General features: G+C 39.9%; 27 protein-coding genes. 17 read left to right on the forward strand and 10 right to left on the reverse strand.

What is annotated here, in order from left to right; translation table 11 throughout:
• Positions 1–384: 384 nt before the first annotated feature.
• The 5 genes from QQK09_RS08655 to QQK09_RS08675 all read right to left on the reverse strand — a co-directional run bounded on the left by QQK09_RS08655 (position 385) and on the right by QQK09_RS08675 (position 4,900).
• Complete coding sequence (locus QQK09_RS08655) at positions 385–1,374, reverse strand: calcium/sodium antiporter (RefSeq protein WP_284203732.1); 990 nt, start codon at positions 1,372–1,374, stop codon at positions 385–387.
• A gap of 261 nt (positions 1,375–1,635) precedes the next feature.
• On the reverse strand, positions 1,636–1,911 hold the full coding sequence (rpoZ, locus tag QQK09_RS08660; protein WP_101108266.1) for a DNA-directed RNA polymerase subunit omega: 276 nt from the start codon (positions 1,909–1,911) through the stop codon (positions 1,636–1,638).
• A 72-nt stretch (positions 1,912–1,983) separates the two neighbouring features.
• Positions 1,984–2,607, reverse strand: coding sequence for a guanylate kinase (gene gmk / locus QQK09_RS08665; RefSeq protein WP_284203733.1), 624 nt, complete (start codon positions 2,605–2,607; stop codon positions 1,984–1,986).
• A 150-nt stretch (positions 2,608–2,757) separates the two neighbouring features.
• Positions 2,758–3,723 carry a phosphotransferase enzyme family protein gene (locus tag QQK09_RS08670; RefSeq protein WP_284203734.1) on the reverse strand — a complete coding sequence of 322 codons (966 nt, stop codon included), beginning with the start codon at positions 3,721–3,723 and terminating at the stop codon, positions 2,758–2,760.
• A 148-nt stretch (positions 3,724–3,871) separates the two neighbouring features.
• Positions 3,872–4,900 (reverse strand): OmpA family protein, encoded by a 1,029-nt coding sequence (locus tag QQK09_RS08675; protein ID WP_284203736.1) that lies wholly within the window; start codon positions 4,898–4,900, stop codon positions 3,872–3,874.
• Positions 4,901–5,275: 375 nt separating this feature from the next.
• Between QQK09_RS08675 and QQK09_RS08680 the strand changes: the two genes are divergently transcribed.
• Entirely contained in the window at positions 5,276–5,878 is a 603-nt protein-coding gene (locus QQK09_RS08680; protein ID WP_284203737.1) for an acyl carrier protein phosphodiesterase, read from the forward strand.
• A gap of 29 nt (positions 5,879–5,907) precedes the next feature.
• Here QQK09_RS08680 and QQK09_RS08685 read toward each other — a convergent pair whose 3' ends face one another.
• Positions 5,908–6,471, reverse strand: coding sequence for a phosphoribosyltransferase (locus tag QQK09_RS08685; RefSeq protein WP_284203738.1), 564 nt, complete (start codon positions 6,469–6,471; stop codon positions 5,908–5,910).
• Positions 6,472–6,741: 270 nt separating this feature from the next.
• Here QQK09_RS08685 and QQK09_RS08690 point away from each other — a divergent pair, with 270 nt between their 5' ends.
• Positions 6,742–7,815, forward strand: a complete 1,074-nt coding sequence (locus QQK09_RS08690; protein WP_284203739.1) for a hypothetical protein — start codon at positions 6,742–6,744, stop codon at positions 7,813–7,815.
• 67 nt (positions 7,816–7,882) lie between these two features.
• Here QQK09_RS08690 and pckA read toward each other — a convergent pair whose 3' ends face one another.
• The 3 genes from pckA to hslR all read right to left on the reverse strand — a co-directional run bounded on the left by pckA (position 7,883) and on the right by hslR (position 10,973).
• The gene (pckA, locus tag QQK09_RS08695; protein WP_284203740.1) at positions 7,883–9,505 is read right to left on the reverse strand and encodes a phosphoenolpyruvate carboxykinase (ATP); all 1,623 of its coding nucleotides are present in this window, start codon (positions 9,503–9,505) and stop codon (positions 7,883–7,885) included.
• Between the two features lie 197 nt (positions 9,506–9,702).
• Positions 9,703–10,554, reverse strand: coding sequence for an Hsp33 family molecular chaperone HslO (hslO, locus tag QQK09_RS08700; protein WP_284203741.1), 852 nt, complete (start codon positions 10,552–10,554; stop codon positions 9,703–9,705).
• A gap of 14 nt (positions 10,555–10,568) precedes the next feature.
• The gene (gene hslR / locus QQK09_RS08705) at positions 10,569–10,973 is read right to left on the reverse strand and encodes a ribosome-associated heat shock protein Hsp15 (RefSeq protein ID WP_284203742.1); all 405 of its coding nucleotides are present in this window, start codon (positions 10,971–10,973) and stop codon (positions 10,569–10,571) included.
• 221 nt (positions 10,974–11,194) lie between these two features.
• On the opposite strand from hslR, the gene gspC reads away from it, so the two are divergent.
• From gspC to QQK09_RS08780, 15 genes are all read left to right on the forward strand, one after another.
• A complete protein-coding gene (gene gspC / locus QQK09_RS08710; protein ID WP_284203743.1) occupies positions 11,195–12,088 on the forward strand; it encodes a type II secretion system protein GspC in 894 nt (297 codons plus the stop codon).
• Between the two features lie 80 nt (positions 12,089–12,168).
• Complete coding sequence (gene gspD / locus QQK09_RS08715; protein WP_284203744.1) at positions 12,169–14,205, forward strand: type II secretion system secretin GspD; 2,037 nt, start codon at positions 12,169–12,171, stop codon at positions 14,203–14,205.
• 26 nt (positions 14,206–14,231) lie between these two features.
• The gene (gspE, locus tag QQK09_RS08720; protein WP_284204116.1) at positions 14,232–15,734 is read left to right on the forward strand and encodes a type II secretion system ATPase GspE; all 1,503 of its coding nucleotides are present in this window, start codon (positions 14,232–14,234) and stop codon (positions 15,732–15,734) included.
• A gap of 1 nt (position 15,735) precedes the next feature.
• On the forward strand, positions 15,736–16,950 hold the full coding sequence (gspF, locus tag QQK09_RS08725) for a type II secretion system inner membrane protein GspF (protein WP_284203745.1): 1,215 nt from the start codon (positions 15,736–15,738) through the stop codon (positions 16,948–16,950).
• A gap of 17 nt (positions 16,951–16,967) precedes the next feature.
• Complete coding sequence (gene gspG / locus QQK09_RS08730) at positions 16,968–17,450, forward strand: type II secretion system major pseudopilin GspG (RefSeq protein ID WP_284203746.1); 483 nt, start codon at positions 16,968–16,970, stop codon at positions 17,448–17,450.
• 2 nt (positions 17,451–17,452) lie between these two features.
• Complete coding sequence (gene gspH / locus QQK09_RS08735; protein ID WP_284203747.1) at positions 17,453–18,052, forward strand: type II secretion system minor pseudopilin GspH; 600 nt, start codon at positions 17,453–17,455, stop codon at positions 18,050–18,052.
• Entirely contained in the window at positions 18,049–18,429 is a 381-nt protein-coding gene (gspI, locus tag QQK09_RS08740) for a type II secretion system minor pseudopilin GspI (protein ID WP_284203748.1), read from the forward strand. The genes gspH and gspI overlap by 4 nt, the downstream gene beginning before the upstream one ends.
• A complete protein-coding gene (gene gspJ / locus QQK09_RS08745; RefSeq protein WP_284203749.1) occupies positions 18,416–19,045 on the forward strand; it encodes a type II secretion system minor pseudopilin GspJ in 630 nt (209 codons plus the stop codon). Before gspI ends, gspJ begins: the two co-directional genes overlap by 14 nt.
• Complete coding sequence (gene gspK, locus QQK09_RS08750) at positions 19,042–20,028, forward strand: type II secretion system minor pseudopilin GspK (protein WP_284203750.1); 987 nt, start codon at positions 19,042–19,044, stop codon at positions 20,026–20,028. The genes gspJ and gspK overlap by 4 nt, the downstream gene beginning before the upstream one ends.
• Before the next feature lie 13 nt (positions 20,029–20,041).
• Entirely contained in the window at positions 20,042–21,241 is a 1,200-nt protein-coding gene (gene gspL / locus QQK09_RS08755; protein ID WP_284203751.1) for a type II secretion system protein GspL, read from the forward strand.
• A 2-nt stretch (positions 21,242–21,243) separates the two neighbouring features.
• A complete protein-coding gene (locus QQK09_RS08760; RefSeq protein WP_284203752.1) occupies positions 21,244–21,717 on the forward strand; it encodes a type II secretion system protein M in 474 nt (157 codons plus the stop codon).
• Positions 21,718–21,786: 69 nt separating this feature from the next.
• Positions 21,787–22,539: a type II secretion system protein N gene (locus tag QQK09_RS08765; RefSeq protein WP_284203753.1), complete on the forward strand. Its 753-nt coding sequence runs from the start codon at positions 21,787–21,789 to the stop codon at positions 22,537–22,539.
• A 150-nt stretch (positions 22,540–22,689) separates the two neighbouring features.
• Complete coding sequence (gene lexA / locus QQK09_RS08770; RefSeq protein ID WP_284203754.1) at positions 22,690–23,319, forward strand: transcriptional repressor LexA; 630 nt, start codon at positions 22,690–22,692, stop codon at positions 23,317–23,319.
• Between the two features lie 9 nt (positions 23,320–23,328).
• Positions 23,329–24,024, forward strand: coding sequence for an SCO family protein (locus tag QQK09_RS08775; protein WP_284203755.1), 696 nt, complete (start codon positions 23,329–23,331; stop codon positions 24,022–24,024).
• Between the two features lie 90 nt (positions 24,025–24,114).
• Positions 24,115–25,461: an MATE family efflux transporter gene (locus QQK09_RS08780; protein ID WP_284203756.1), complete on the forward strand. Its 1,347-nt coding sequence runs from the start codon at positions 24,115–24,117 to the stop codon at positions 25,459–25,461.
• A gap of 27 nt (positions 25,462–25,488) precedes the next feature.
• Here QQK09_RS08780 and QQK09_RS08785 read toward each other — a convergent pair whose 3' ends face one another.
• Positions 25,489–25,974: a GNAT family N-acetyltransferase gene (locus QQK09_RS08785; protein ID WP_284203757.1), complete on the reverse strand. Its 486-nt coding sequence runs from the start codon at positions 25,972–25,974 to the stop codon at positions 25,489–25,491.
• Positions 25,975–26,099 lie beyond the last annotated feature (125 nt).

Genomic DNA, 26,099 nt, shown 5'->3' on the forward strand with positions numbered 1-26,099 from the left:
CGTCTGTTTCAGTAGTTTGATAGGCATACCCGTATGTTACATATTTCTTGCGATGTTCACGGATTGTAACCAGCCACTATCTTCACGATACCTTGCTAGAGATGCACCAATTATGCCCCCTGATTTTCTCTGTTATAAATAACTATTTTGCTATCTTTTACTGCTTAGCTCTCGTTACATTTTTCTTTTATGAGTGTTAATGGGGAGGCATCTTGTTAAATTATAATAATGGATTGTTTATCAGAGATGACTCTGTATTTTTTACTTTATGGAGGCCGTGAGATGAAGTTTAACAATAGGGTATTTGAGATGGTTATGAATAAAATAACAAGGCGCTAATAATAAACACATTAGCGCCTTTTTATTAAGGAAAACGTTAAATTGTTATACGATAGTCTTAGTCATATCATTAAATAGCCAAATCATATAACCGATATAACCCGATAATAGTAATGCCCCTTCAAAGCGACCCAATCGACCTGTTTGACCTTTTCTCCACGCAATAGAGAAGAGCATCAATGCGACTGTTAAACCAATCATGACCGGGTAATCTCGCACAAGTACGGCCACTTCAAATGTATCTGGGTGAATTAATCCAGGTAATGCCATTACACCAAGGATGTTAAAGATGTTTGAGCCAATAATATTACCTACTGCTAGATCAAACTCTTTTTTACGTGCAGCAGCAACAGTTGCGGCTAGCTCAGGAAGACTAGTACCAATGGCGACAATCGTTAAGCCAATGATAAGATCGCTGACTTGGAAGTATTCAGCAACCTCTACCGCACCCCATACTAATATTCGAGAAGAGGCGATTAATACCACAACGCCAACAACAAGCCATTTTAGTGCAACACCTTTACTTACTTCTTCTGGCATCTCATCTAATATTTCTTGTGGTAACTCATCATCTCCATTTTTTCTTGCTTCCCACACGGTGAAGGCTAGCATTGCAAACATCATCAGTATGAGTATCAATCCATCAATAAAATCAAGGTGTTGATCCCATAAGATAAAGTAGCTAAAAAGTATGATTGCTAATAAAACCGGCATTTCACGTTTAAGTAGTTTAGAGTGGATTTGTAGCGGGTAAAAAACAGCAGTAATACCCAACATTAACCCTATATTGGTAATATTTGAACCGATCGCATTACCAATTGAAAGTCCTGTATTACCGTCTGCAGCTGCCATTGCGGAGACTAACATTTCTGGTGCAGAGGTTCCTAAACCGACAATGACAACACCCACAATCAGTGGTGAAATTGAAAAACTGCGTGCTGTATTTGAGGCGCCTAAAACGAATTTATCTGCACTCCAAATGAGTAAAGCAAAACCGATTAGGATGGCTAATGCAGGGTATAATAACGTAATCAAAATAATTCCTTTTAGACTATTGTACTATTAAAATATAATAAGCATTTATACTGATAAATACTTTAATTGGCTACACATAAATGATGTTTATGTCTTTGTAGTTGACTTTATTGTCACGTCTTGAGTTGTTGCGCTTAGTAATAAGCAATTAACAATTATACTATTTTTAAATGCCACCAGTAAAATAGTTCGGCAGGTATAAAAAAACGCCGAACATTTGCATGGTCGGCGTTTTTTTAAATTGGTAAAGTCTGTTGGTTATTAACCACGACCTTCTGCAATTGCAGCAACAGCAGCTAATTCAGCAGCTTGCTTCTCATGCTTTTCTTGACGATCTTGAACATCCATTAATTCGTTAGTAATTAAACGTTCTTCAATTTCACGTAAAGCAATAACGGTTGGCTTGTCATTTTCTGGATCAACTAAAGGTGTTTTACCTTGAGTTGCAAGCTGACGAGCTCGACGAGATGCCATTAAGATTAAATCGAAACGGTTACCAACTACATTTACTGCATCTTCAACGGTTACACGTGCCATTGCTGAACTCCAAAAATTAATTACATAAAAACGGGCGCTTATTATACAAGCATAATAGAGTTTGATCCAGCGCTACTTTAGCAGCTCAGCGATCATCTCTTGGTACAGCATAGATTGTTTGTTCTGTTTACTGCGCTGTGCAGCGACTATCTGCGCTAGCTCTTTACTTGCTACTTCAAAATCATCGTTAATAATCAGATAGTCATACTCATTATAGTGCGACATTTCTGATTGTGCTTGCGCCATACGTTTAGCAATAATTGTACTGCTATCTTGACCACGTTTATTGAGTCGCGCTTCCAGTTCATTACGATTTGGCGGAAGAATAAAAATACCCACTGCCTCTGGCATCATTTCTCGTACCTGTTGAGCGCCTTGCCAATCGATATCTAGGAAAATATCAGTACCTTTTTGTAATGCTTGCTCAATAGTAATACGTGACGTGCCGTAATAGTTTCCAAATACTTCTGCCCATTCAAAAAAGGCATTCTCAGCGATAAGTGATTTGAAGCTGTCAACGTCCACAAAATGGTAATGTTCGCCATGGTTTTCACCAATTCGAGCTGCACGTGTTGTGTGAGAAACAGAAACTTTTACATCCCATGAGCGCTCTTCTTTCAGTAATGCACTGATAAGACTAGATTTTCCTGCTCCACTTGGAGCTGAAATAATATAAAGAGTACCGAGTTGAGACATAGTTACTGTTCCTAAAAAAGATTGAAGCGCGGATTATCGCTTATTTTTTAAGTGATGTCTTTTAATTAGCATGCTTTTAATGGTTATTTAAGCGCACATTGACGACATTTTTTTATTTGCAGGGGCTGCTTGAGTTTTATCCATTAATTTTTAACGATTGAGGGCAATACTTTGTTCACGTAAAAAAGCTATTTTTTGGTCAAAATAGGATTCATCTAACCACCCCTTCGCAACTGCGATATCAATATGCAAGCCGATAAGCCAGATGTGACGTATTGATACGAGCGTATCGATCAAGTCTTGCTCTTTTGTATCTAATGGATAGTGTTTGAGGTAGCTTTGTAAAAAACGTTCCCAGATAGATAATGATTTGTTCTCAGTTAATAAAGACCATTTAAATACCGCTAAATCATAGCTTCGCAACCCTAAACCACAACAATCAAAATCAAAAAATCCAAGTTGTTGATTATTGATATGTGCGTTTCCACCGTGTAGGTCTCCATGGCAAAAAAATAGAGTTGGTGCCTTGTCTAAAGCTTGCTGCAACCTTGTTGATAGTGTTTGCGCATATGCTTCTATAAATAACCAATCATCATGACGCTTTGTTAAAAAAGGCTTAATGCGCTGCAATGGCTCTGTTAGTAGATGTTCAACATTTAGCTCTGCACGTTGATAGCTGCTATGAAATTGTGCTGAACTTTGGTGCAGTTTTGCCATATGCTTGCCGTATAAAGCACCATTTTCTGGGATTGAAAAGTCTAACTCTTTACCGGGGATATAGTGTGTAAGCACCGCGTAACGTAACCCTTCCGGTGCGTGAAATGGAATGATGTAATCTCCTTCACAGGTTGGAATTGGGAAAGCTACGTTAACTCCTTTTTTTTGCAAATATAGTAAGGCATCTAACTCAAAGCTTATTGCTTGATGAGTACGCCAATTATGACGGTACAGTCGTAAAATATAAGTTTGTGTCGCAGTAATTACTTTATAGGTATCGTTTAATCCCTGACACCAAAATAGACACTCCTCAGGTTTGTCTATTTTAAACAGTGGAATAATGTCACTTAATAGCGCGTTTGTGCAAATAGCGGAGTAGGTAGCGGGCAGTTGCAACATTATCTCAATCCTTTTTTAGGGATATTATCTTGTTGTTATTTCGAGAAAGCAATGAGGTTAGCTATTCATGGGCAAGTAGGGGGCATAAAAAAACCAAGGTATTAGCAACCTTGGTTTTTTATTTTACAGGTTTAAAGTAAGGGAAATATTATTTTTCCACTACAAAAGAAGGAGAGAAAACTGATACGCGGCGGTTTTTCGCGCGTCCTTCAGATGTTTCATTACTTGCAATAGGTGATAACTCGCCTTCACCAGAGGTACTAATTCTATCAGCTGAAATAGCATACTCTGTTGTTAAGAAATCACTAACGGTATTAGCGCGTTGCTCAGAAAGGTTTTGATTTAGCTCTGAAGAACCGCGTGAATCCGTATGACCAACAAGTACTACTGTAGATGTAGGGTACGCTTGTAAATGTTCAATAAGAGGTTGTAGTTGTTCAACTGACTGATCACTAAGCTCTTCTTTGTCGAAATCAAAGTAAACTTCAACAGTCATTGGTTCAACATCGATCATCTCTTTTTCAACAACGATCACAGCCACTTCTTCAACAACGACTTCTTCAACCATTACCTCTTCCACAACTTCAGTCATTGGTGCTTCAGTCACGGCTACATTTTTATGACCGCCCCAGCTATAAATGAACCCAAGTGCTAATAGGTGGGTATCCCATTCAGATTCATAAGGAGAATCATTTAATGTAAGGTTATTATAATATTGGTATTCTAAACGAACTGAAAAATCATCAGTAAAGTGTTGTTCGATACCGACACCTACTGTGCCATCAACATCTTTATCTTTTAAGCCAAAGCCTTCAGCTTGATAACCATAAACACCCGCTTTTAAAAATACATCAAATGAGTCGCTTGTTTCCCAAGTAAATTTACCGACAAGTTCGATTGCGTTAGATTCGACACTTTTTGAGTTATCGATCTCTAGTTCGCCGAGGTAGGTATAACCCGCTTCTAAACCAAACCAATCATTAAAGCTGTAGCCTAAAAAGACGCCTGCAGCGAGGTCTTTATCATCTTTAACACTATTTGACCCTGAAGCATTTTCGAAGTCAGCGTAGTGCGTTGCACCTACACGTGCACCGACATACCAAGGGTTATCTTGAGCATTTGCCGCTACATTACCTACAAAAAGTAGCGATCCTAAAACAACTATACGCTTATCCATTTTAAATTCCTTAACCTAGTTTAATCAATTTTATAACTTTTACGCTGCTTGTTATTTAATCCATCACCATCAGCAGCTGTCGTTTTACATGCAAAAAAATTAGCATGTAATCAAAAGCATAGTAAAAAAATATAAAATAGGCGAGTGATTTCACAAAGATAATTGTTATTAATGTAGTCACACTCAAATTTTTATTAATTTTGTTGTCAGGTTGAATAAGTTGTTGTAATAAAATTTCAGTTTTTCTTAAAAGTAGGGGTCTTATAGTGTCTATTTCTTAGTTTGTATCTTATGAACTTATAACGACTGAACGTGCGTCGCTTTGTTTTTTAGTTATACTGAGGATCATCCTGCCGTTAATTTAATGAGTTATTGATGAACTACCTTGCCCACCTCCATATTGCAGAACATACACAAACTAGTTTTTTGGGTAATTTTTTAGGCGATTTTGTGAAGGGAAACCCTGATGGGCAATTTAATCATAACGTAGTAAAAGGTATTCGTTTACATCGATTTGTGGATAGTTATACCGATAGTCATCGGCTTATAAAGTCTGTGAAACCGCTGTTTGATAAAGCGCTACGTCGGTTTTCACCTATTGCTTTAGATATGTTTTGGGATCATTGTTTAGCAAAGCATTGGTTAGATTTTTACGGTAAGCCATTAGCGGAATTTTCTGCTCAGGCACAAGTTGTTATTGCTAATGAAAAGAGCGAGTTAGTTGACCCATTGCCGCAACAGTTTGAAAAAGTATCTCAACTAGTGTGGCAAGGTGATTGGTTTGAGCATTATCGAGACATTCAAAATATTGATTTTGCATTGCAGCGTATTGCTTCTAGAAGGCCAAGAATGGCACCTTTAGCAGGGACATTTGTGACATTATCGCAACATTATGAGCAATTGAGTGACACTTTTTTTGAATTGTATCCAGATCTATTGCTTGCAGCGACCGCAGAAACAAAAAAAGAGACGATATAGTCTCTTTTTATGCGGATAATTAATGCTTATTAATCTTTAAACAGATGCTTGATATTTTCAAGGTCTGTTTTTCCGTTTTCGATCTCTTCAAGGTTTAATCCAGTCACTTCGTGTGGGAATACTAACCACTCTTCCGATTCGTGGATAAAGTAATCAGGAACCATATCAACGGCTTTATTTTTTGGTTTGTAGTACGGTGTTGCGATACGTACGTCACGTGGCATGTTAAGGCGCATTAATTCATTTAATTTTTCTTTTAATGCAACAACACTGCGACCCGAGTCGAATACGTCATCCACGATTAATAACCCATCGTCGGCATTTGCGTTTTCGATAATGTAGTGCAAACCGTGTACTTTGATGGTTTTGCTTTGCTTACCGATGCCGTAATAAGAAGAAGTTCGAACAGCAATATGGTCAGTTTCTACTTTTTTGAAATCAAAGTATTCCTGCACAGCGATACCGATCGGTGCACCACCACGCCAAATACCAACAATAAATTGTGGACGAAAGCCGCTTTCGTAAACCTGTGCGGCTAAACGAAATGAATCTTCCAACAGTGTTTTTGCGGTGATAAATACTTTGTCTGACATAGAACCTCTCCTGTTAATAGTTGGGAAAGTTTAGACTAACGTCACAAAAATTCAATAACTAAAATCAATCAGAGTGGGTTTCTAAGCGCATATTATCGTTATTTTATAAGCAATAATAAGTCATGATAGGAACTGGGATGATAATTTTTTACCATTTGCGGTTGAATGATCTGATTTAACAACTATTTTCCAAAAAATAGTTTTGTTTTAATGAGGAAATTAAGTACCTTTATTTATGGTTATTGCGTTATATAAAAGAGGAAGTAACGGATGCATCTTTGTTTTTCAATCACCGCTCATGGCAATGGTCATGGTGCCATCACATGTTCAGTGGTCAACCGTGTGATGCAACATTATCCACAAATAAAAATTTCGATAATGACGTTATTGCCAAAATGTTACCTCGACTCACGTTTAGTTGCTCAGTTTGACTATTACCCTGTAGGTTCAGATTTTGGCATGTTGATGTCTTCTGCAATTGGCATTGATATTGTGAATAGTCGTCATCAATATCAAACACTATTTGAAAATTGGCAAGCATACGTTGATCAGGAAAAACAGATTTTAAGTGCTATAAAAGCAGATGTGCTTATTAGTAACATCTCTCCGATAAGTTTAGATGCTGCACATCAGTTAGGTATCAAAACAGCTTCCGTTGCGCCATTTAATTGGGCACAAATCTATCAAGCATATTGTTTAGATGGCAGCCTGGAAACGTTAACGGTATATCAAAAAATGAATTCCGTTTATCAAGCGGTGGAACAGGTATTTAAGCCATTACCTTTTGTTCCCTTAAATGATGGTAAAGAGATCGCCATTGCTAGTATTAATGACCAACCGATAGCTGATTTATTGACTTTACAGCAGCGGTTACCAAGTAATGTAAATAAAATTGGCTTGGTTGCCTTAGGTGGGTTGCCTTTTCCTTTAGATTTAGGCCGTTGGCCAACAATAAAGGGAATGCACTGGCTGGTGGATCAAGATATACCAGCAGCACGAAAAGATATGAGTCAAATTAAGTCGCTAAATATCCCATTTCTACAGCTTGTTGGTGCCTGTGATGTGATTATTACTAAACCTGGTTATGGTACCTATTGCGAGATTGCTTCTTTAGCAAAATATAAAAAGATTCGAGCGATTAGTTTAAAACGTCCTGATTGGCCAGAAACCCCCTATTTGAATACTTTTTTAGCACAGCGAGTCCCATTTGTTGAGGTTGATCAGGTTAGTTTAAGCGGGCAAGCTTTAGAGAATGTGATTGAAAAATTAGATCGGCTTAATTATCCCGAGCAATTAGTTTGTGAAGATGGAGCAATGCAGTTGGTTAAAAGATTACTTAATTAAGAGGGCTGCAGAGGAAACTTTGGATGAATGCGCTTAATAGTCTTAAGCGCATTAAAAGTGCGATTAACTAAGCGGGTGCTTTACTGAGTTGAGGCCCTGCACTAACAAGGTCTTTACCTTGTTGTTTATCAGTGTAGCGATCAAAGTTTTCAATAAATAACTGCGCTAGGTTTTCTGCTTTTTCATCCCACTGTGTACTATCCACATAGGTATCACGAGGATCAAGAATGCCACTATCAACATCGTGAAGCGCTAAGGGTACGGTCAGATTAAACAGTGGTATCTGTTTAGTCTGAGCGTGCTCTATTGATCCATCTAGAATGGCATCAATAATACCGCGTGTATCTTGAATAGAGATACGTTTACCAGAGCCATTCCAGCCAGTATTGACTAGGTAAGCTTCAGCACCACAGGCTTCCATCCGTTTGACCAACTGTTCTGCGTACTGAGTTGGATGGAGGGTGAGAAATGCAGCCCCAAAACAAGCAGAAAATGTAGGAGTAGGCTCAGTAATACCACGCTCTGTACCTGCGAGCTTCGCAGTAAAGCCAGAGAGGAAATGGTATTGTGTTTGCTCTTTTGTTAATTTTGCAACGGGAGGTAAAACACCAAAGGCATCGGCAGTTAAAAAGATAACTTTTTGTGCATGACCGCCTTTAGATATATTTTTAACAATATTATCGATGTGGTTGATAGGGTAAGAAACACGGGCATTTTCTGTTTTACTCGCATCATCGTAATCAACGACACCTTGATCGTCTATAACGACATTTTCAAGCAGTGCATCACGGCGTATTGCACCATAAATATCAGGTTCAGCCTCAGCGCTTAAGCGGATGGTTTTTGCGTAACAACCACCTTCAAAATTGAATACACCATCGTCATCCCAACCATGTTCATCATCACCAATGAGGGCACGTTTCGAATCCGTAGAAAGGGTGGTTTTACCGGTACCTGATAGGCCAAAGAAAATAGCCGTATCACCTGCTTCACCAATATTTGCAGAGCAATGCATAGAAGCCATGCCGTTAAGAGGAAGTAGGTAATTCATCACTGCGAATAAACCTTTTTTCATCTCGCCACCATACCAAGTGCCGCCAATGACTTGCACCTTTTCAGTCAAGTTAAAGGCTACAAAATTTTCAGAATTAAGGCCCTGAGATTGCCAATCTGGATTGGTTGTTTTAGAACCATTCATGACCACAAAGTCAGGTTCAAAATCGATAAGTTCTGCATCTGTTGGGCGAATAAACATATTCTTAACAAAGTGAGCTTGCCATGCGACTTCCATGATAAAACGCACTTTTAAGCGAGAGCTTTCATTCGCGCCACAATATGCATCAATAACAAATAATCGTTTGTTAGATAATTCACTGCAGACTAGTCTTTTTAAATGGCTCCACGTTGATTCGTCGATCGGTTTGTTGTCATTTTTACCTTGATCGCTCCACCAAATAGTGTCGCGAGTCGTATCGTCTTTTACAATGTATTTATCTTTTGGCGAGCGCCCTGTAAAGATGCCCGTGTCAACAGCTACCGTGCCGTTTGATGTGACAGTTCCTTTTTCAAAACCAGTTAAATTATCTGCAATTTCTTCATTGAAAAGCACTTCATAACTCGGGTTATACACAATTTCAGAAATACCTGTAATACCATATTGATTTAACATGTTTGGTGCTAATGCAGTCATATTCAGTTCCTCTAAAGTGATTGAAATATCATTAGTTAGATTAGGGGAATATGGGCAGAGTGGCTGAGAGGTAGGTCATATATATGATTAAAAAATCGCCACAATGTAAAATAATTGTAGCGATTATGTAACGCGTTTTGAATGGTGGTTTTGTATTATAAATTGTAAGTTGCGTGGGATCACGCATCTGCCATTATTTAGTGTTGTTGGTTGTGCTCATCACCTAATAAAATTTGTAGATCGCTAACTTCAAAACGGTAATCATTTGCACAATATTCACAATGCATCTCAATCGCACCGCGCTCTTTTATAATCTCTAAAATCTCTTCTGGTGTAATAGATGCAAGTGATGTTAAGCAGCGCTCTTTTGAACATGAACATTTAAAAGTGATGGGTTGTTTATCAAATAAACGCACCGTCTCTTGATGGTATAAGCGATACAGAAGATCTTCAGCTGTTAACGTATAAAGTTCTTCTTCTTTTGCTGTATTTGCAAGGGCACAAACATGTTGAAAATCTTCTTCATGATTTTCACTTGTTGCAGGCAGTGTTTGGATTAAGATACCAGCTGCTTGGGTGCTGTTTGCGTGCAAAATAACCTGTGTTGGTAGTTGCTCTGATTGTTCAAAGTAATTCTCTATACAAGCACTCAAAGATTCTTCTTGTAGGTCAACGATACCCTGATAACGTTCACCATTATCAGGTGTAATGGTTATCATCATGTTTCCTTTACCGACGATCTGGGTAAATGATAAACCTGTTGTGTCACCCTCTACACGTGCTGTACCACGGACTTGTAAGTTTTGGTCCGCATTAATAACCGCCATTTTTAATGGTCCATCACCTTGTATTTGTACGGCAATTTTTCCTTCAAATTTAAGCATCGCAGTTAATAGCGTTGTCGCGACTAAAAGTTCGCCGACAATCTTAGCCACTTCAGGACTGAAGTCGTGATTTTTAATGATCTCTTTAAAGCTGTGGTCTGCATTCGCGATTTCGCCACGGATTTGATAGTCATCAAAAAGGAAGCGTTGTAGTTGGTCAGTCATGTTTTTTATCTCTGTTAGTCAAAATTGGCAGTATTACGTTGAACTTTTGCTTGTATCAACTCTCTACGCTGTTTTTTATTTGGTTTTTTATCTGGGTGTGGTGCATTTTGTAAGCTGAGTTTACGTAACACAGAATATTCTTCGCGTTTCTTTATGCTCTCAGCTGTTTCTTGATATAGGGTAATTGCTATCGGCGCACCACGGCGTTGATCCGATAATTGTTCAATGCTTACTTGCTTTGATACATCCCCTTGGCGAATGGTCAATAGTGCACCTAATTCGACAACTTTGCTCGCTTTGGCACGTTGACCATTATAGTGCACTTTGCCACCGTTAATCATGTCGCGGGCAATACTTCGTGTTTTATAGAAGCGTGCAGCCCACAACCATTTATCTAAACGAATTTTTTTATCAGACATTGTTCTGCTCACTCGTTAAATTTTTAAGATCAAAGAGTAACTTTTTACTCGTCCATTTTTATAATTAGCAGCAAAAAATATATTTTTTTTGCTAACTATGTAGTGCATACAGAGGTTTAAGCTCTTCATGGCACATAATTTTAGCTATTCACTTGTTGCTATCTGTTCCCTAGGGTAGCATATCGCTTCATTATATTTGTACGAAAACAGGGTTGTTCTCAGTGCCATTAGCTACTTTTTTACAAAAAACTCCGACGCTTATTTTGGCCATCATTAGCGTATTATTAGCCTATCAATTAGCGCTATTAACTTGGACCTTTGTACCGCAACAAAAAACGGCTCTTCTCTGGACACCTGCGCCTGCAAATAATAACTCAAGCACGACACAAATAGATACGCAGCAGTTACAGCAGCAGCACCTGTTTGGTAAGAAAGCTGAGCAAACTGAAAAACCGGAAGAGGTCGTTAAACCTACTCTTCAGAGCACTGATATTACTAATGCACCAAAAACCAAATTAAACCTACAGCTTGTTGGTATTGTTGCAGCAACAGATCCGAACTATTCAAGCGTGATAATTAGCCAAAAAGGTAAGCAAGATAGCTACTTTATCGACTCTAAAATAGAGGGCACCCGTGCGCTGATTGCTCATATTTATCAAGATCGTGTTATTTTAGACGTTAATGGCTCACTAGAAACATTAATGTTAGATGGGGTCGATGAGTTAGATAAACAACACCAAAACAATAAAAATAGTAATCCAGTTGTACAAAAAAACAGATCCAGTCGAAGTACAAAAAAGAGACCTAAAACGGTTAACTTAGATCGTGAGGAATTACTTAGTAACCCAGGCAAGTTGACCGATTATATTCGTATTTCACCAGTACGAAAAGATGGTCAAATAGCGGGTTATCGTGTTAAACCGGGTAAAGATAAAACTATTTTTGAAGAATCGGGTCTAAAAAGCGGTGATTTAGCCGTTGAATTAAATGGCATCGATTTAACAGATACTCAACAGGCAGTTACATTAATGAAAGAGTTTCCAACCATGACCGATATGACTTTGTCTGTTGAGCGTGATGGGCAGTTACATGAGCTTTATTTCAGTATTCCATAGTAGATAGAGGCACTTTTGCTAAGCAGTAATATTACAAAATCGAGAGAAAGTTGGAGTTGTATTAAATGGTATTTTTAGGGATGAAAAACAGAGTGAGTAAACTACTTAATTTAGGCTTTTTAGCTGCTGCATTAAGTGTTACTCAAATGAGCTCTGTAGTTGCGGCGGAATATTCAGCAAGTTTTAAAAATGCTGATATTAATGAATTTATCAATATTGTTGGTAAAAACCTTAAGAAAACAATTATTTTAGATCCAACGGTACGTGGCAGTATCAATGTGCGTAGTTACGACTTACTTAATGAGGCCCAATATTATCAGTTTTTTCTGAATGTATTAGAGGTCTATGGCTTTGCCATTGTAGAAATGGATAACGGTATTGTTAAAGTCATTAAGGCAAAAGATGCCAAGGTTTCAGCTATTCCCGTCGTGGATGATGGCGAGCAATTCAGAGGTGATGAGATGGTCACCCGTGTTGTCCCGGTGACCAATGTTTCTGTGCGTGAATTAGCACCACTTCTACGTCAACTTAACGATAATGCCGGTGGCGGTAATGTTGTTCATTACGATCCTTCTAACGTTATTATGATCACTGGACGTGCTGCAGTGGTAAACCGCTTGGTGCAAATCATCAATCGTGTCGATAAGGCGGGCGACCAAGAGGTTGATATCGTTAAGTTGGAATATGCAAGTGCATTGGAGATGGTAAAGGTAGTTACTGCAATTCAAAAGCCGGCATCGGGTAGTAAAAACACAACACCCAGTATATTACTGCCAAGACTTGTGGCTGATGAACGAACCAACTCTTTGATTATTAGTGGTGAGAAGCAAACTCGACAGCGCATTATTACCTTAGTAAGAAAATTGGATAATGAACTGAAAAATGATGGTAATACACGTGTCTTCTACCTGAAGTATGCCAATGCAGGCGAAGTGGTAGACGTGCTAAAAGGGGTAAGTAAAAGCCTTGAGAAACCAACGAGCAAGAGTAGCTCTTCTTCATCAAACCGATCAGGTCTCAGTATTGAACCTCATGAAGGCACCAATTCAATTGTTGTTTCAGCACAACCTGCATTAATGTCTTCATTGAGCAGTATTATTCGTCAGCTAGATATTCGTCGAGCACAGGTATTAGTGGAAGCGATTATTGTCGAGGTATCAGAGGGTGATGGTATAAATCTTAGCGTGCAATGGGCGACACCTGCTGGTGGTACATCGTTCAACGATAATGGCGTTTCAACGGGTGAAGTGATCGGTGCCGCTTATCAAGTGCGTAATGATGACGATGATCTTGATGGTGTGATTGATGTACTTGGAAAAATTTCTGGTGGTGTAGCGGGTTATGTTGGCGATGACTGGGGGGTAATGTTACAAGCGATTAGCTCTAACTCTTCATCTAATATTCTTGCAACACCGAGCCTGACAACACTTGATAATCAAGAAGCGAACTTTATTGTTGGTGATGAAGTACCTGTACTAACAGGAGCAACATCAAGCTCTGGTAATGACAACCCATTCCAAACCATTGAGCGTAAAGAGGTGGGTATTAAACTGAAGGTGACGCCACAAATTAATGATGGTGATGCGGTGCAGTTAGTGATTGAGCAAGAAGTATCAAACATTAAAGGTGAAACGTCAGTTGATGTTATTTTTGCAACACGTTCAGTGAAAACAACGGTACTCGCGAAGTCGGGTGAAACGATAATTATTGGTGGTTTAATTGATGAACAAGTCAGTGAAAGTGTCAGTAAAGTACCATTACTAGGCGATATTCCATGGTTGGGGCACTTATTTAAATCTACCAAAAGTAGCACTGAAAAACGTAACTTAATGATCTTTTTGCGCGCCACCATTATTCGTGATGATGAGACCATGAGTAACCTTAGTACGCGCAAATATGGATTGATGCGTGAATTGCAACTTGGCCGTGGTGAAGATGGTATTAATCTGATGCCAAATACCAATGTTCCAGTATTGCCTGAGTGGGGCCAAAGTCATGAGATAAACCCTGATGAATATCTTTCTAAAAAGGGGTTGAAAAGAGCAAAGCAATCTTTGACTGAACAAGAGAAAAAAGCTCTTTCCCTAGATAGCATCGATGCACAGGACGATAAGTAATGAGTACACTTGATGATGAGCTATTAATGGGCATCAATGAGAGTGGGGAGCATGTTGATGCGACTCCACGTGGACAGTTGCCATTTCCTTTTTCTAAAAAGCATGCGTTAGTTGTTTTTAATGAAGGCAATAACAGTGAACTCTGTTTTAAAGAGATACCTAGTGCAGATATTTTATTCGAAGTTCGTCGTGTATTAGGGCATAGCTTTGAATTAACACAGGTCAATGGTGAGCGTTTTGAACAGCTAGTGGGTATTGCTTACCAATCGTCGTCATCGGAAGCGCAGCAGTTGATGGAAGATATTGGTAGTGAAGACTTCTTTACCCTTGCTGAAGAGCTACCGGGTGATGAAGATCTACTTGAGGCAGAAGATGATGCGCCAATTATCAAACTGATTAACGCCATGTTGGGTGAAGCGATTAAAGAGGAAGCGTCAGATATTCACATCGAAACCTTTGAAAATTCATTGGTGATCCGTTTCCGTATTGATGGTGTCTTACGTGAAATCCTGAAACCACAACGTAAATTAGCGGCATTGCTTGTTTCGCGTATTAAAGTGATGGCGAAATTGGATATCGCCGAAAAGCGTATTCCACAGGATGGTCGTATCTCATTGCGTATCGGTGGACGTGCAGTTGATGTACGTGTGTCGACGATGCCATCGAGTCATGGTGAACGTGTGGTATTGCGTCTACTTGATAAAAATGCGATTAAGTTAGACCTAGACACATTAGGTATGACGACTCAAAATCATCATCTGTTGCGTGATCTTATCCATAAACCACACGGTATTATTCTGGTAACGGGACCAACGGGGTCGGGTAAAAGTACCACGTTGTACGCGGGTCTATTAGAGATTAACTCACGCGATCGTAATATTTTAACCGTGGAAGACCCGATAGAGTATGCCATTGATGGTATCGGTCAAACACAGGTAAATAGTAAAGTAGATATGACCTTTGCACGTGGTTTACGCGCAATATTACGCCAAGATCCCGATGTCGTCATGATTGGTGAAATACGTGATTTAGAAACGGCGCACATTGCCGTACAAGCCAGTTTAACCGGGCATTTAGTATTATCAACACTACATACTAATACCGCCGTCGGTGCAGTGACACGTTTGAGAGATATGGGCGTTGAACCCTTCTTATTATCATCGAGTATTTTAGGTGTACTGGCACAACGTCTAGTACGCCGTTTATGTAAGCATTGTCGTGAGGCACATCCTGCAACAGAAAAAGAGCTGCAGATTTTAGGTGTCAAAGGCAATGGAAATCCACAGGTTTATCGCGCAATCGGTTGTGCAAAGTGTAATCACAGTGGTTATAAAGGGCGTACCGGTATTCACGAACTCTTAGTGGTGACCGATGAAGTCAGAGAATTGATTCAAAATGGTGCCAGTGAGCAAGCGGTTGAGAAAGTGATCCGTCAGACCTCTGCCAGTATTCGTGATGATGGTATTGCTAAAGCTCTCGATGGCCAGACAACATTGGAAGAAATTTTCCGTGTGACAAGAGAGGATTAGCGTGGCTACTTTTGCTTATAAAGCCATTGATGCGAATGGTAAACAGAAAAAAGGCACACTAGAGTCCGATTCTGCGCGTCTATTGCGTCAACAACTGAGAACCATGGGATTGACCCCGATCGAGGTTGAGCCGGTAGCAAATAAAGCGACAAAATCGGGTTCAAACCTATTACGCAGTAAAATAAAAACCTCAGAGCTAGCGCTTATTACTCGTCAGTTATCAACATTGGTGGCGTCATCTATTCCGATTGAGGAGTGTCTGCACGCGGTTGCTGAGCAGTGTGATAATCCTAAAATTAAAACTATGGTCTCGTCGGTACGCAGTGCTGTTATTGAAGGTAATACGCTTGCTGATAGTATGCGTGGTTTTCCACTGATTTTTGATAATCTATTTTGTGCGATGGTGGCGGCCGGTGAAAAATCGGGGCATCTTGATAAAGTATTAGATCGCTTGGCGGATTATGCTGAACAGCGCCAAGAGATGAAAAGTAAGATGATGCAAGCCCTGATATATCCAATTGTATTAACGCTGGTGGCTATTTCAGTGGTCGCTATTCTACTGACCTCAGTCGTACCCCAGGTTGTTGGCCAGTTTGAGCATATGGGTGCAGACCTACCGGGATCTACACAGTTTTTGATCGCGGCAAGTGACGCGTTAAGCGCTTATGGATTGTATTTTTTAATACTCATGATCGGCGCTATTTTTATGCTTAAAGTGTGGCTTAAAAAAGAAAAAAATCAGCTTGTCTTTGACCGACAACTATTGAAAATACCGGTAATGGGCAAGGTGGTGAATGAGCTCAATACTGCTCGTTTTGCGCGTACCTTAAGTATCCTTAATAGTAGTGCTGTCCCCCTTTTAGAGGCGTTAGGTATTGCGGGTAACGTATTGAGTAATTTACATATTCGCTTAAAAGTGGGTGAAGCAACCAATTTAGTGCGTGAAGGAACCAGTCTTGGGCGTGCATTAGAGAGCACGAAGCTTTTTCCGCCAATGATGTTGCACATGATTGCGAGTGGAGAAAGAAGTGGTGAATTAGGCAATATGTTGGAACGATCTGCGGATAATCAGGACAAACAGTTTTCGGCACAAGTTGCTGTCGCGTTAGGGGTTTTTGAACCGGCGTTGGTAGTTTCGATGGCCGGCGTGGTATTGTTTATCGTGGCAGCAATCCTACAACCTATTTTACAGCTTAATAATATGGTTTCAGGTTGATTGGTAAGCCTTAAATTATGACATTTATATTTAATTTTAAAGAAGGAAATATCGTGAAAAATAATAATAAAAAACAGAGCGGTTTTACGCTACTGGAGATCATGGTTGTTATCGTTATTCTTGGGGTGCTTGCGTCAATGGTTGTACCTAACTTAATGGGTAACAAAGACAGAGCCGATCGTCAAAAAGTGGTTTCAGATGTGATTGCATTAGAAAATGCGTTAGATATGTACCGATTAGATAATAGCCGTTACCCAACGACAGATCAGGGGCTTGAAGCACTGCAAACCAAACCAAATGGCGATCCTGAGCCACGTAATTACCCTGAAGATGGGTATATTAAACGTCTACCTGAAGACCCATGGGGTAATGCTTACGTATTAGTGAGCCCTGGTGAGCATGGTCGTATTGATGTGTTTTCAGTTGGGCCTGACGGTGAAGAGGGAACCGATGACGATATTGGTAACTGGAATCTAGATGGTAAAGACACTGACCAATAAAAGTGTTTAACCGCTTCCAAAAACAACGTTTCCAACGGGGCTTTACCCTGTTGGAAATTATGTTAGTGCTGGTTGTTATTGGCATGGCGTCGGTCGGCGTGATGATGACGATGCCACAACAAGCGAATAAAGTTGCCGATGTTGATTGGCAAGCGCAGCGTTTTAGCACGTTATTGCAATTTGCAGAGGATGAAGCGCTTATTTCTGGGAAAGAGCTCGCGCTTGTTTTTACAGAAAATAGCTATCGTTTCTCCTTTTATGATTATGCGACTAAAAAATGGCTCGCCTTACCTGAAAGCCAGATTGGCGATATTTTTGAGATCCCTGAGTCTATTGAGTTCAGCTATACCCTATTGGGTTCAGTCTGGGATGAGATTGAAACGCAAGATGAAGAAAGCTTTATCGACAAATCATATTTAGTTGAAACGGAGGGGGATGATGAAGTCGAAAGTTTTACTCCTCAGGTTTTTATTATGTCGAGTGGTGAAGTGACGCCTTTTGCTGTGCTGTTTACAGAAGCGTCAGGTAGCAATAAGCGTAGTAGCACACTTGAAGTAAGCATGAGTGGTGCAATTACCCATATCAAGCCAGGTGAACAATGAATCGCTTTATCTCTTTTAAGAGACAAGCAGGCATGACGCTATTGGAGGTAATGTTAGCCTTAGTCATTATGGCAACCTCTGGTGTTGCTGTCATGAATGCAGCTTCTGGTGCATTAAACAGCCAAGCGCATCTCCAAAATAAAACCTTCGCACTGTGGGTTGCGAGTAACGGCTTAGCTGAACTGAAATTACAAAAAATATGGCCATCAGCAAGTTGGCGATATGATACCGCTGAATTCGCTGATGCAACCTGGTACCTGCGCTATAAAAGTGTAGAAACTGGTGATAATGATTTTAAAGCATTAGATATTGAAGTCAGTGATGTGAAAGATGGTCGCGCCCTCGCGTATATGAGGACTTACATTGCAAAGCCGTAACGCCAATAAAAACATGCATGGTTTCACATTGCTAGAAGTGTTGATCGCTATCTCTATTTTTGCGCTGATGAGTATGGCAGCTTATCAAATATTGCAGGGTGTTATTCGCAGTGGTGAAATTAGTAAAAGACACAGTGAAGAGCTAGTCACTATTCAGCGTGCAATGCTCATTATTGAGCAAGACTTTACGCAAATTGTTGCGCGGGCATCAAGAAGTGAAAGCGATGACAGTGATAACATCCGTGTATTAAATATTGGTAAATCCCTGTATGGCTCAGAAGATGAGGGCATAGAATTTACCCGCCTAGGTTGGACCAATCCGCTTAATATGCTACCTCGCTCTAATTTAGTACGCGTGCGTTATCGTTTAGTTGATGGACAATTGCAGCGTCAGTATTTTTTGTATCCGGATATTGTGGCTGGGCAGGAGCCTGAAACGCAGGTGTTATTAGATAACATTGAAACATTAAGCTTTCGTTTCTGGAATAACGGTTGGCAAACTACTTGGACGGACAGTAATAGCTTACCAGCAGGTATTGAGATTAACTTTACCAGTAAAAATTTTGGTGAGATTAACCGCATGTTTTTAGTGTCACAGAGTGGGGTTAGCGAGTGAGGAGTAAGCCGTCGCTTAAAAAGCAGCAAGGTATTGCGCTAATCACGGTATTAATGATTCTCGCGATTATGGTGACCATTGCGGCGACGATGACCGGTCGTCTGACACTCAGCTTAAAGCGTACTGAGGGACTTATTTTCTCACAAAGCGTGTACTGGTATGGTCAAGCTGCGGGTGATTTTGGGCGGATGATATTAAACCAGGATCTCGATGACAGCAGCGTGGTAAGTTTAGATCAAAACTGGGCGACGCCTGATATGATTTTTCCACTGGAAAATGGACATATTGGTGGTGAAATACAAGATATGCGTAGTTGTTTTAACCTTAATGCGCTTGCCGTGAAAGATGGTGAGAATGTTCGTGCCGTCCCGGTCACGCAATTTCAATCATTATTAGAGGCGCTTGGTGTTAATGACTATAGCGCTGAAACGATAGCGGAATCGAGTCGAGATTGGGTTGATACAAATGACGTGAGTAATGCATCACAAGGTGCTGAGGACAGCACCTATCAAGCGCGAAGTGTGCCGCATTTGGCAGGTAATAACTTGATGGTTGAGGTGAGTGAGTTACGCGCCGTTCAAGGGGTGAGCCAATCGATATATGAACATATTGCTCCTTACTTATGCGCAATTCCTTCGCGCGATCAAAGCATCAATGTAAACACGGTGAAAATTGAACATGCTGCCTTGTTATATGCATTGTTTGAAAATGATTTTGATCTTCCATTAAACGATTTTACGCGTTTATTAGAAGACCGACCGACCAGTGGTTGGGATACTGTTAATGATTTTTTAGAGTCTAATTTATTTGATGAACTGACGTTCTCAAGTGAATTTAAAAAGTATTTAAGTGTGAGCAGTGAATATTTTCAACTAAATGGACTCGCTGAATTTGAAGATCGCGTGATCGCGGTACAAATATTATTTGAAATGGATGGCAACAAGGCCAAAGTGATTCGATACCAATCGGGTGGGCTTAAATAGATGGAGAGTGTGGGTGAGTGAACGATTAATAATCCGCCTAGCAAGTGAAGCTGCGCAAAAACAGCATTGGCTTATCTGGTCTGATACTGAAAAAGAGATCATCGCCTCTGGCGAGGTTGATAATGCAGAGCAACTGAATACATTAACTGAAAAAGCGTTATCTCGACAGGTGATCTGTCTTTTACCTGGTGTGGATGTGACCATTAAAGAGGTCGCAATTAATGGCGTCTTTAATCGTCAAATGCAGCAAGCACTTCCCTATTTGATTGAGGAAGATCTTGCTGGTGATGTAGAGAAATTACACTTAACAGTGATCGCTAAACGTACTGACCTGGTCCATGTAGCGATCTGCGATAAACATCGCATGGTAAATTGGTTAGCGTGGTTAACTAACGCTGAAATTAACTGTAAACAGTTTATTCCTGAAGGCTTGGCATTACCGACACCTGTTGATAATAGTTGGCAGGCGGTGCAGCTTGATAACAACTGGATTGTTCGTGAAAATAAATCACTTGCATGGAGCTGTGAAGCCTCGCTATTAACGCCGATCTTAGCCAGCAAAATTGAACCTGAGAGTCACCAACTCATTGAGTGTTTCAGCCCTGCTGCTGAAACTGAGCATGGAGATTGGCAAGCGGTTCAACCCACGTTGCCGATGGAGTTACTCGCTAAAGGAGCGTTAGTGAGTAATATTAACCTTCTGCATGGCGAGTTCAAGCTGAGCAAAGAGAGTAATAAAATGCTGCTGAAATGGCGCTTGCCGGCTATTTTTGCTGCTTTCTTATTTGTGATTAGCTATGCCAATTTGTACGTCGAAAACCGTCATATTGCAATGCAAACTGATCAGGTAAAAGAACAAGTTGAAGAGGTTTACCAGCTCGCTTTTCCTAATCAAAATAAACTCGCTTATCCACGCATTAAGCGCAGAATAACGACCATGTTATCTGAGCTAGATAATGATAGTAGCTCTGCTGATTTTCTATTAATGCTTAATGAAATTGCACCTGGATTCCAAAATAATAAAGCGCTAATGATCACGACGCTTAAATATGACGCAGTAAAACAAGAGATGCGTATTTTAGCCTTAGGTGAGAACTTTCAAGCTTTTGAAAAGCTTGCTACTGAATTGCCAAAGCATTATAGCTTGCAACAGGGCGCATTAAATAGCAGTAAAAACAAAGTGAGTGGTTTACTGACAATAAGGAAAGAGTAGTCATGGAACAATTTAAAGCGTGGTGGGAAAGTATTACCTCGAGAGAACAATTGTTAACGATGATCAGTGCTGCTGTGATCGCGATTGCCATTATATTTTGGGGAATTTGGACACCATTAGTAGATCAGGTTAACGACAGTAAAAAGCAGTTAACGCGTGCCCAAGCAACACTCAGTTGGACACAGGAAAAGGCGGATGTTGTATTACAGTCAGGCAGTGCTAAACCATCTTCAAGAGGTGGTAATTTAACGCAAATCATCAATAGTAGTGCACGTCGAGATAGTATTACTTTTTCACGCGTCGTTAATAAAAATGACAATATTGAGGTATGGATAAATGAAGTGCCGTTTGATTCTTTTGCCAAATGGATCGCTAAGCTTAGCAACCAATATGGTGTGTCAGTATTAAGCGCGGATTTAGCTAGAACTGACCGTGATGGTTATATTAAGGTTAACCGTCTACTACTGGGCATGTAATGACAGTTGCATCAGTCACCTATAAATAATAAAAATAATATCGCATAGGGAACTCTTTAGAGAACTGTTATGAAATTAAAAATCAGCTTGGCATTTTTTGTCTTATATATTTTATCGTTACTATTCACCGTGCCTGCTACCTTAGTCACGCGCATTATTCCTGAAAATACAGGTATTGAAATTGGTCATGTTACGGGAACCGTTTGGAATGCAAAGCTTTCTGAAGTGAATTATCAGAATCAATTTCAATTAAAGACACTGACTTGGGATTTTGATTGGTCGGCATTATTAGCACTGCAATTAAAAGCTGATGTTAAATTTAATAATGGTCGAAACCAATTGAATGGTACTGGCTCCGCTATTTATTCGGCGTCAGGATTAGCGGTTGATGACCTAAAGGTTAATATGCAAGCAACCGAATTACTTCCCTATTTAGCCTTACCGGTTCCCGTTACGCCATCAGGGAAATTTACCTTGGTGATTGAGCATGCTTCTCAAGGGGCACCCTATTGTAATGAGCTAGATGGTTATTTAGTTTGGCAAGGCGCTAATGTCGAAACGCCAATGGGTAATATCGATCTAGCGAGTCCAAATGTTGATTTAAGCTGTAAAGAGGGAGGAGTCGTTGCTTCACTTAAGCAGCAATCAGAGCAATTAACAACCAATGCAGAGGTTAAGCTTAGTGAGGGCGGAAGATATCAATTGAAGGGCGATATTAAGGGGACAGATCAGCTTGACCCAACTATTTTGCAGGCGCTTTCATGGATTGGTCCAAAAACAAAAACGGGCGCGACATTATTAAGTTTTAAAGGACGACTATAAATAAAGCGAAGCGGGCTACGGTGTTATTTATCAGTAACGGATACAATAAGTGATCGAGTAATAAGTTTATTACTTTCAACGCTAGAATATTAATCTGTATAGATATACACTGTGTATGTTTACAGTCAATAATTTATAGCGAGGTAAGTGATGAAAGAGTTAACTAAACGCCAAGGTGAAGTATTGGATGTGATCAAAGATTGCATCAGTAAAACTGGCATGCCTCCCACCCGTGTTGAGCTGGCTAAAATCCTCGGATTTCGTAGTGCAAATGCTGCAGAAGAGCATCTAAAAGCGCTTGCGCGTAAAGGTGCTATTGAGATTCTATCAGGTACCTCTCGTGGTATTCGCATCGTTGAAGAGCATAAAAGTAATATAGTGCCAATTGAGCAGGGGTTACCCCTCGTTGGTATGGTTGCTGCTGGTGAGCCAATTCTTGCTGCTGAACATGTAGAGTCTCACTATGATGTTGATCCCACTCTCTTTCACCCCGCTGCAGACTTTCTTTTACGCGTTCAGGGTGAGAGCATGAAAGATATTGGTATCATGGATGGTGATCTCTTAGCTGTGCATAAAACCCAAGACATCAGTAACGGCCAAGTGGTTGTTGCACGTGTCGAAGATGATGTGACGGTTAAGCGTTTTTACCGTGATGGTAGTGAAGTCACTCTAAAAGCTGAAAATATTAAGTTCTCACCAATTAAGGTAGACCTTGAGCATCAATCTTTTGATATCGAAGGCATTGCTGTTGGTGTTATTCGCACCGCTGATTGGATGTAGGGAAGCATAATGAAAAAAGGGTGGTTGATTGGTCTGCTAGTGATAGCGGTAATAGTTTTTGCTGTTGTACAAAGTGGTATTGTAGAAAATGACACGTTGAAAAGTGACGTTATCATTGCTAATCCTGCAGTAAGTATTTCCGATAACCCCTCTTTAATAATGCAAAAAGCAGGTAAGGTATTACCTGAATTTTCATTTGAGATGGCTGAAAATAAAGCGTTTTCTAATCAAGATCTTTCTGAGCATTGGACGCTATTTTTTATCGGTTATACCTTTTGTCCTGATATTTGCCCAACCACCTTAGCTGATTTAGATCGTGTCTATCCTGAATTAAGCAAACCACCCTATGATAATGTGCAGATAGTTTTTGTATCAGTGGATCCCAACCGTGACAAAGCCAATAACCTCGCTGAATATGTCAATTATTTCAATGCCAATTTTATTGGTACGACAAGCACCCATGAAGTCCTTTTCCCGTTCTCTCAGGATTTAGGCTTGGTATATAGCATTGTTGAAGAGGGAGATCTTAAAGGTAATAAAGATGCTTATTACTTGGTAGACCATAGTGCTTCTTTAGTATTGGTAAACCCTGATGGCGAGCATCAAGCTACCTTTAAAGCAGTACTCAATGAGGATGGTATTCCACATGTCGATATGGACCAGATGACGGAAGGTATTCATAAGATTATAGATCTTGATAACTAGCAGTCGTTATTCGCGATCTATTATTAGTACTTTCGCAGGACTGAATTGCTGTTTACAATAGATAAATCGTCATCCTACTAAGCCACAAAAATGCTAAAAAATGCCTTTCTAAATATCACTAACCACCAAAAAATATTTGCCATCGCACTACCGATGATGCTGTCTAATATTAGCGTGCCTTTATTAGGGTTGGTGGATACAGCGGTGATCGGTCATCTTCCTGAGTCATATTACTTAGCTGGTGTAGCGGTTGGCTCAATGGTAGTCACATTACTATTTTGGATTCTAGTTTTTTTACGCATGTCGACCACGGGGCTGGTTGCGCAAGCTGTTGGTGCAAATGACCACCCACAAGTTTTACGTCTATTGATGCAATCCATTTTTATCGCATTAATTCTTGCCATCATAATTTTACTACTACAATCCCCACTATCGTCACTGGCCTTTCATTTTGTAGAGGGCAGCGATAAGGTGCTCTATTATGCTCAACAATATTTTGATATTCGTATCTGGAGCGCGCCAGCGGCATTGATAAATATGGTGTTATTAGGTTGGTTGCTCGGCATGCAAAATGCCAAAGCACCGATGCTGCTGTTGATCGTCGCTAACACAGTTAACATCGTATTAGATTTACTGTTTGTCGTCGGTTTTGAGTGGGGGGTAGCTGGCGTTGCATGGGCTTCATTGTGTGCAGATTATATTGCATTAGCCTGTGGATTATTTATTGTATACCGGACTATCAAGCCTTTTTATACACAAGGTGATATAACGCGCTTATCTAAACAGGTATTTAACCTTAAAGCACTCGCTCCTTTTATTTTGCTTAATCGTGATATTTTTATCCGCACTTTGTGCCTGCAAGTGACCTATACCTTTATGACCATGCAAGGCGTTAAATTGGGTGATGATATCGTCTCTGCCAATTCAGTGTTGATGCATTTCTTATTGATCATCTCATTCTCAATGGATGGTTTGGCTTATGCCGTGGAGGCGTTGGTAGGAAAAAATATCGGTCAGCGCTGTCTACAAAAATTAAGGGAAAGTATTTATCTGACGTTGTTCTGGGCATCAATTTTTAGTGTCGTGCAGTTGCTATTGTTTTATCTATTTGGTGCTTGGCTAATTGAGCAGATTACATCAATTGAAGCAGTACAAACAGAAGCGATGCGTTATCTGCCTTGGTTAATTTTAATTCCACTTACCTCAATGTTAGGTTTTGTTTTTGATGGTGTATTTATCGGTATGACACGAGGTACTGAGATGCGTAATAGTATGATATTTTCACTGCTGGTGGTCTATTTCCCGGTATGGTTTATGTTTGCTAATGAAGGCAATCATGCGTTATGGATTGCAATGAATGCCTTTATGTTTGCACGCGGAATTAGTTTATTGTGGATCTATAAAAAGCTAGAACGCAGGCAATTATTGCTCGTTTGAGTTATTGCTACTAAGCGTGACGTGTCTCTAGGCTTTTAAAGATTTAGTCCAGAAAAGTGCGCTGCCATGGGTAGGATCAAGCTGGTAATCTGCATAGCCCTCTTTTGCATAAGCATTTTTTGCAATCTGATTGCCAGAAAGCACCTCTAAGGTAATCTTGCAGTAGTCACGCTGTTTCGCTATTTTTTCAATTTCCGAAAATAACATTTTGCTAAGGCCTAGCCCTCTAAATTGATCAACGACAACCACATCATGGATATTAAATAATGGCTTGCAAGCAAAGGTAGAAAACCCTTCTATCGCTGTCAGTAACGCAGCGGGTTGACCCTCTTTAAAAATCAATACAATCACTACATCATTACGTTTTAATAACGTGCCTACTAAGTTTTCTTTAGCAAAATCGGAAAGATCTTCGCCACCGCCCATCGGGTCACATGCATAGTGAGACATCAACGCTAAGTATGCGTTAGCATGTATTTCGTTGTGTAAATCTGCTTCAGTAATAGTAAACATTTCAGGTCCTTATAGTTAGTTTATTGGCTGATACTAGCACTGATTACAAATGGATATGGATATTAAATGTGTGTTCCTTGAAAAACAGTGTTAGACTTCTAGATGGCTAAATTGAGTTTTAAATA

Origin of the sequence: Psychromonas marina (assembly GCF_030161115.1) — a bacterium.
Lineage (GTDB): Bacteria > Pseudomonadota > Gammaproteobacteria > Enterobacterales > Psychromonadaceae > Psychromonas > Psychromonas marina.

Bases quoted from the DNA above. Each gene is read 5' to 3' on its own strand.
- rpoZ (WP_101108266.1), bottom strand. From the start codon at position 1,911: ATGGCACGTGTAACCGTTGAAGATGCAGTAAATGTAGTTGGTAACCGT.
- gmk (WP_284203733.1), bottom strand. From the start codon at position 2,607: ATGTCTCAACTCGGTACTCTTTATATTATTTCAGCTCCAAGTGGAGCA.
- QQK09_RS08670 (WP_284203734.1), bottom strand. From the start codon at position 3,723: ATGTTGCAACTGCCCGCTACCTACTCCGCTATTTGCACAAACGCGCTA.
- QQK09_RS08675 (WP_284203736.1), bottom strand. From the start codon at position 4,900: ATGGATAAGCGTATAGTTGTTTTAGGATCGCTACTTTTTGTAGGTAAT.
- QQK09_RS08680 (WP_284203737.1), top strand. From the start codon at position 5,276: ATGAACTACCTTGCCCACCTCCATATTGCAGAACATACACAAACTAGT.
- QQK09_RS08685 (WP_284203738.1), bottom strand. From the start codon at position 6,471: ATGTCAGACAAAGTATTTATCACCGCAAAAACACTGTTGGAAGATTCA.
- QQK09_RS08690 (WP_284203739.1), top strand. From the start codon at position 6,742: ATGCATCTTTGTTTTTCAATCACCGCTCATGGCAATGGTCATGGTGCC.
- pckA (WP_284203740.1), bottom strand. From the start codon at position 9,505: ATGACTGCATTAGCACCAAACATGTTAAATCAATATGGTATTACAGGT.
- hslO (WP_284203741.1), bottom strand. From the start codon at position 10,554: ATGACTGACCAACTACAACGCTTCCTTTTTGATGACTATCAAATCCGT.
- hslR (WP_284203742.1), bottom strand. From the start codon at position 10,973: ATGTCTGATAAAAAAATTCGTTTAGATAAATGGTTGTGGGCTGCACGC.
- gspD (WP_284203744.1), top strand. From the start codon at position 12,169: ATGAAAAACAGAGTGAGTAAACTACTTAATTTAGGCTTTTTAGCTGCT.
- gspE (WP_284204116.1), top strand. From the start codon at position 14,232: ATGGGCATCAATGAGAGTGGGGAGCATGTTGATGCGACTCCACGTGGA.
- gspG (WP_284203746.1), top strand. From the start codon at position 16,968: ATGACATTTATATTTAATTTTAAAGAAGGAAATATCGTGAAAAATAAT.
- gspI (WP_284203748.1), top strand. From the start codon at position 18,049: ATGAATCGCTTTATCTCTTTTAAGAGACAAGCAGGCATGACGCTATTG.
- QQK09_RS08760 (WP_284203752.1), top strand. From the start codon at position 21,244: ATGGAACAATTTAAAGCGTGGTGGGAAAGTATTACCTCGAGAGAACAA.
- QQK09_RS08765 (WP_284203753.1), top strand. From the start codon at position 21,787: ATGAAATTAAAAATCAGCTTGGCATTTTTTGTCTTATATATTTTATCG.
- lexA (WP_284203754.1), top strand. From the start codon at position 22,690: ATGAAAGAGTTAACTAAACGCCAAGGTGAAGTATTGGATGTGATCAAA.
- QQK09_RS08775 (WP_284203755.1), top strand. From the start codon at position 23,329: ATGAAAAAAGGGTGGTTGATTGGTCTGCTAGTGATAGCGGTAATAGTT.
- QQK09_RS08780 (WP_284203756.1), top strand. From the start codon at position 24,115: ATGCTAAAAAATGCCTTTCTAAATATCACTAACCACCAAAAAATATTT.
- QQK09_RS08785 (WP_284203757.1), bottom strand. From the start codon at position 25,974: ATGTTTACTATTACTGAAGCAGATTTACACAACGAAATACATGCTAAC.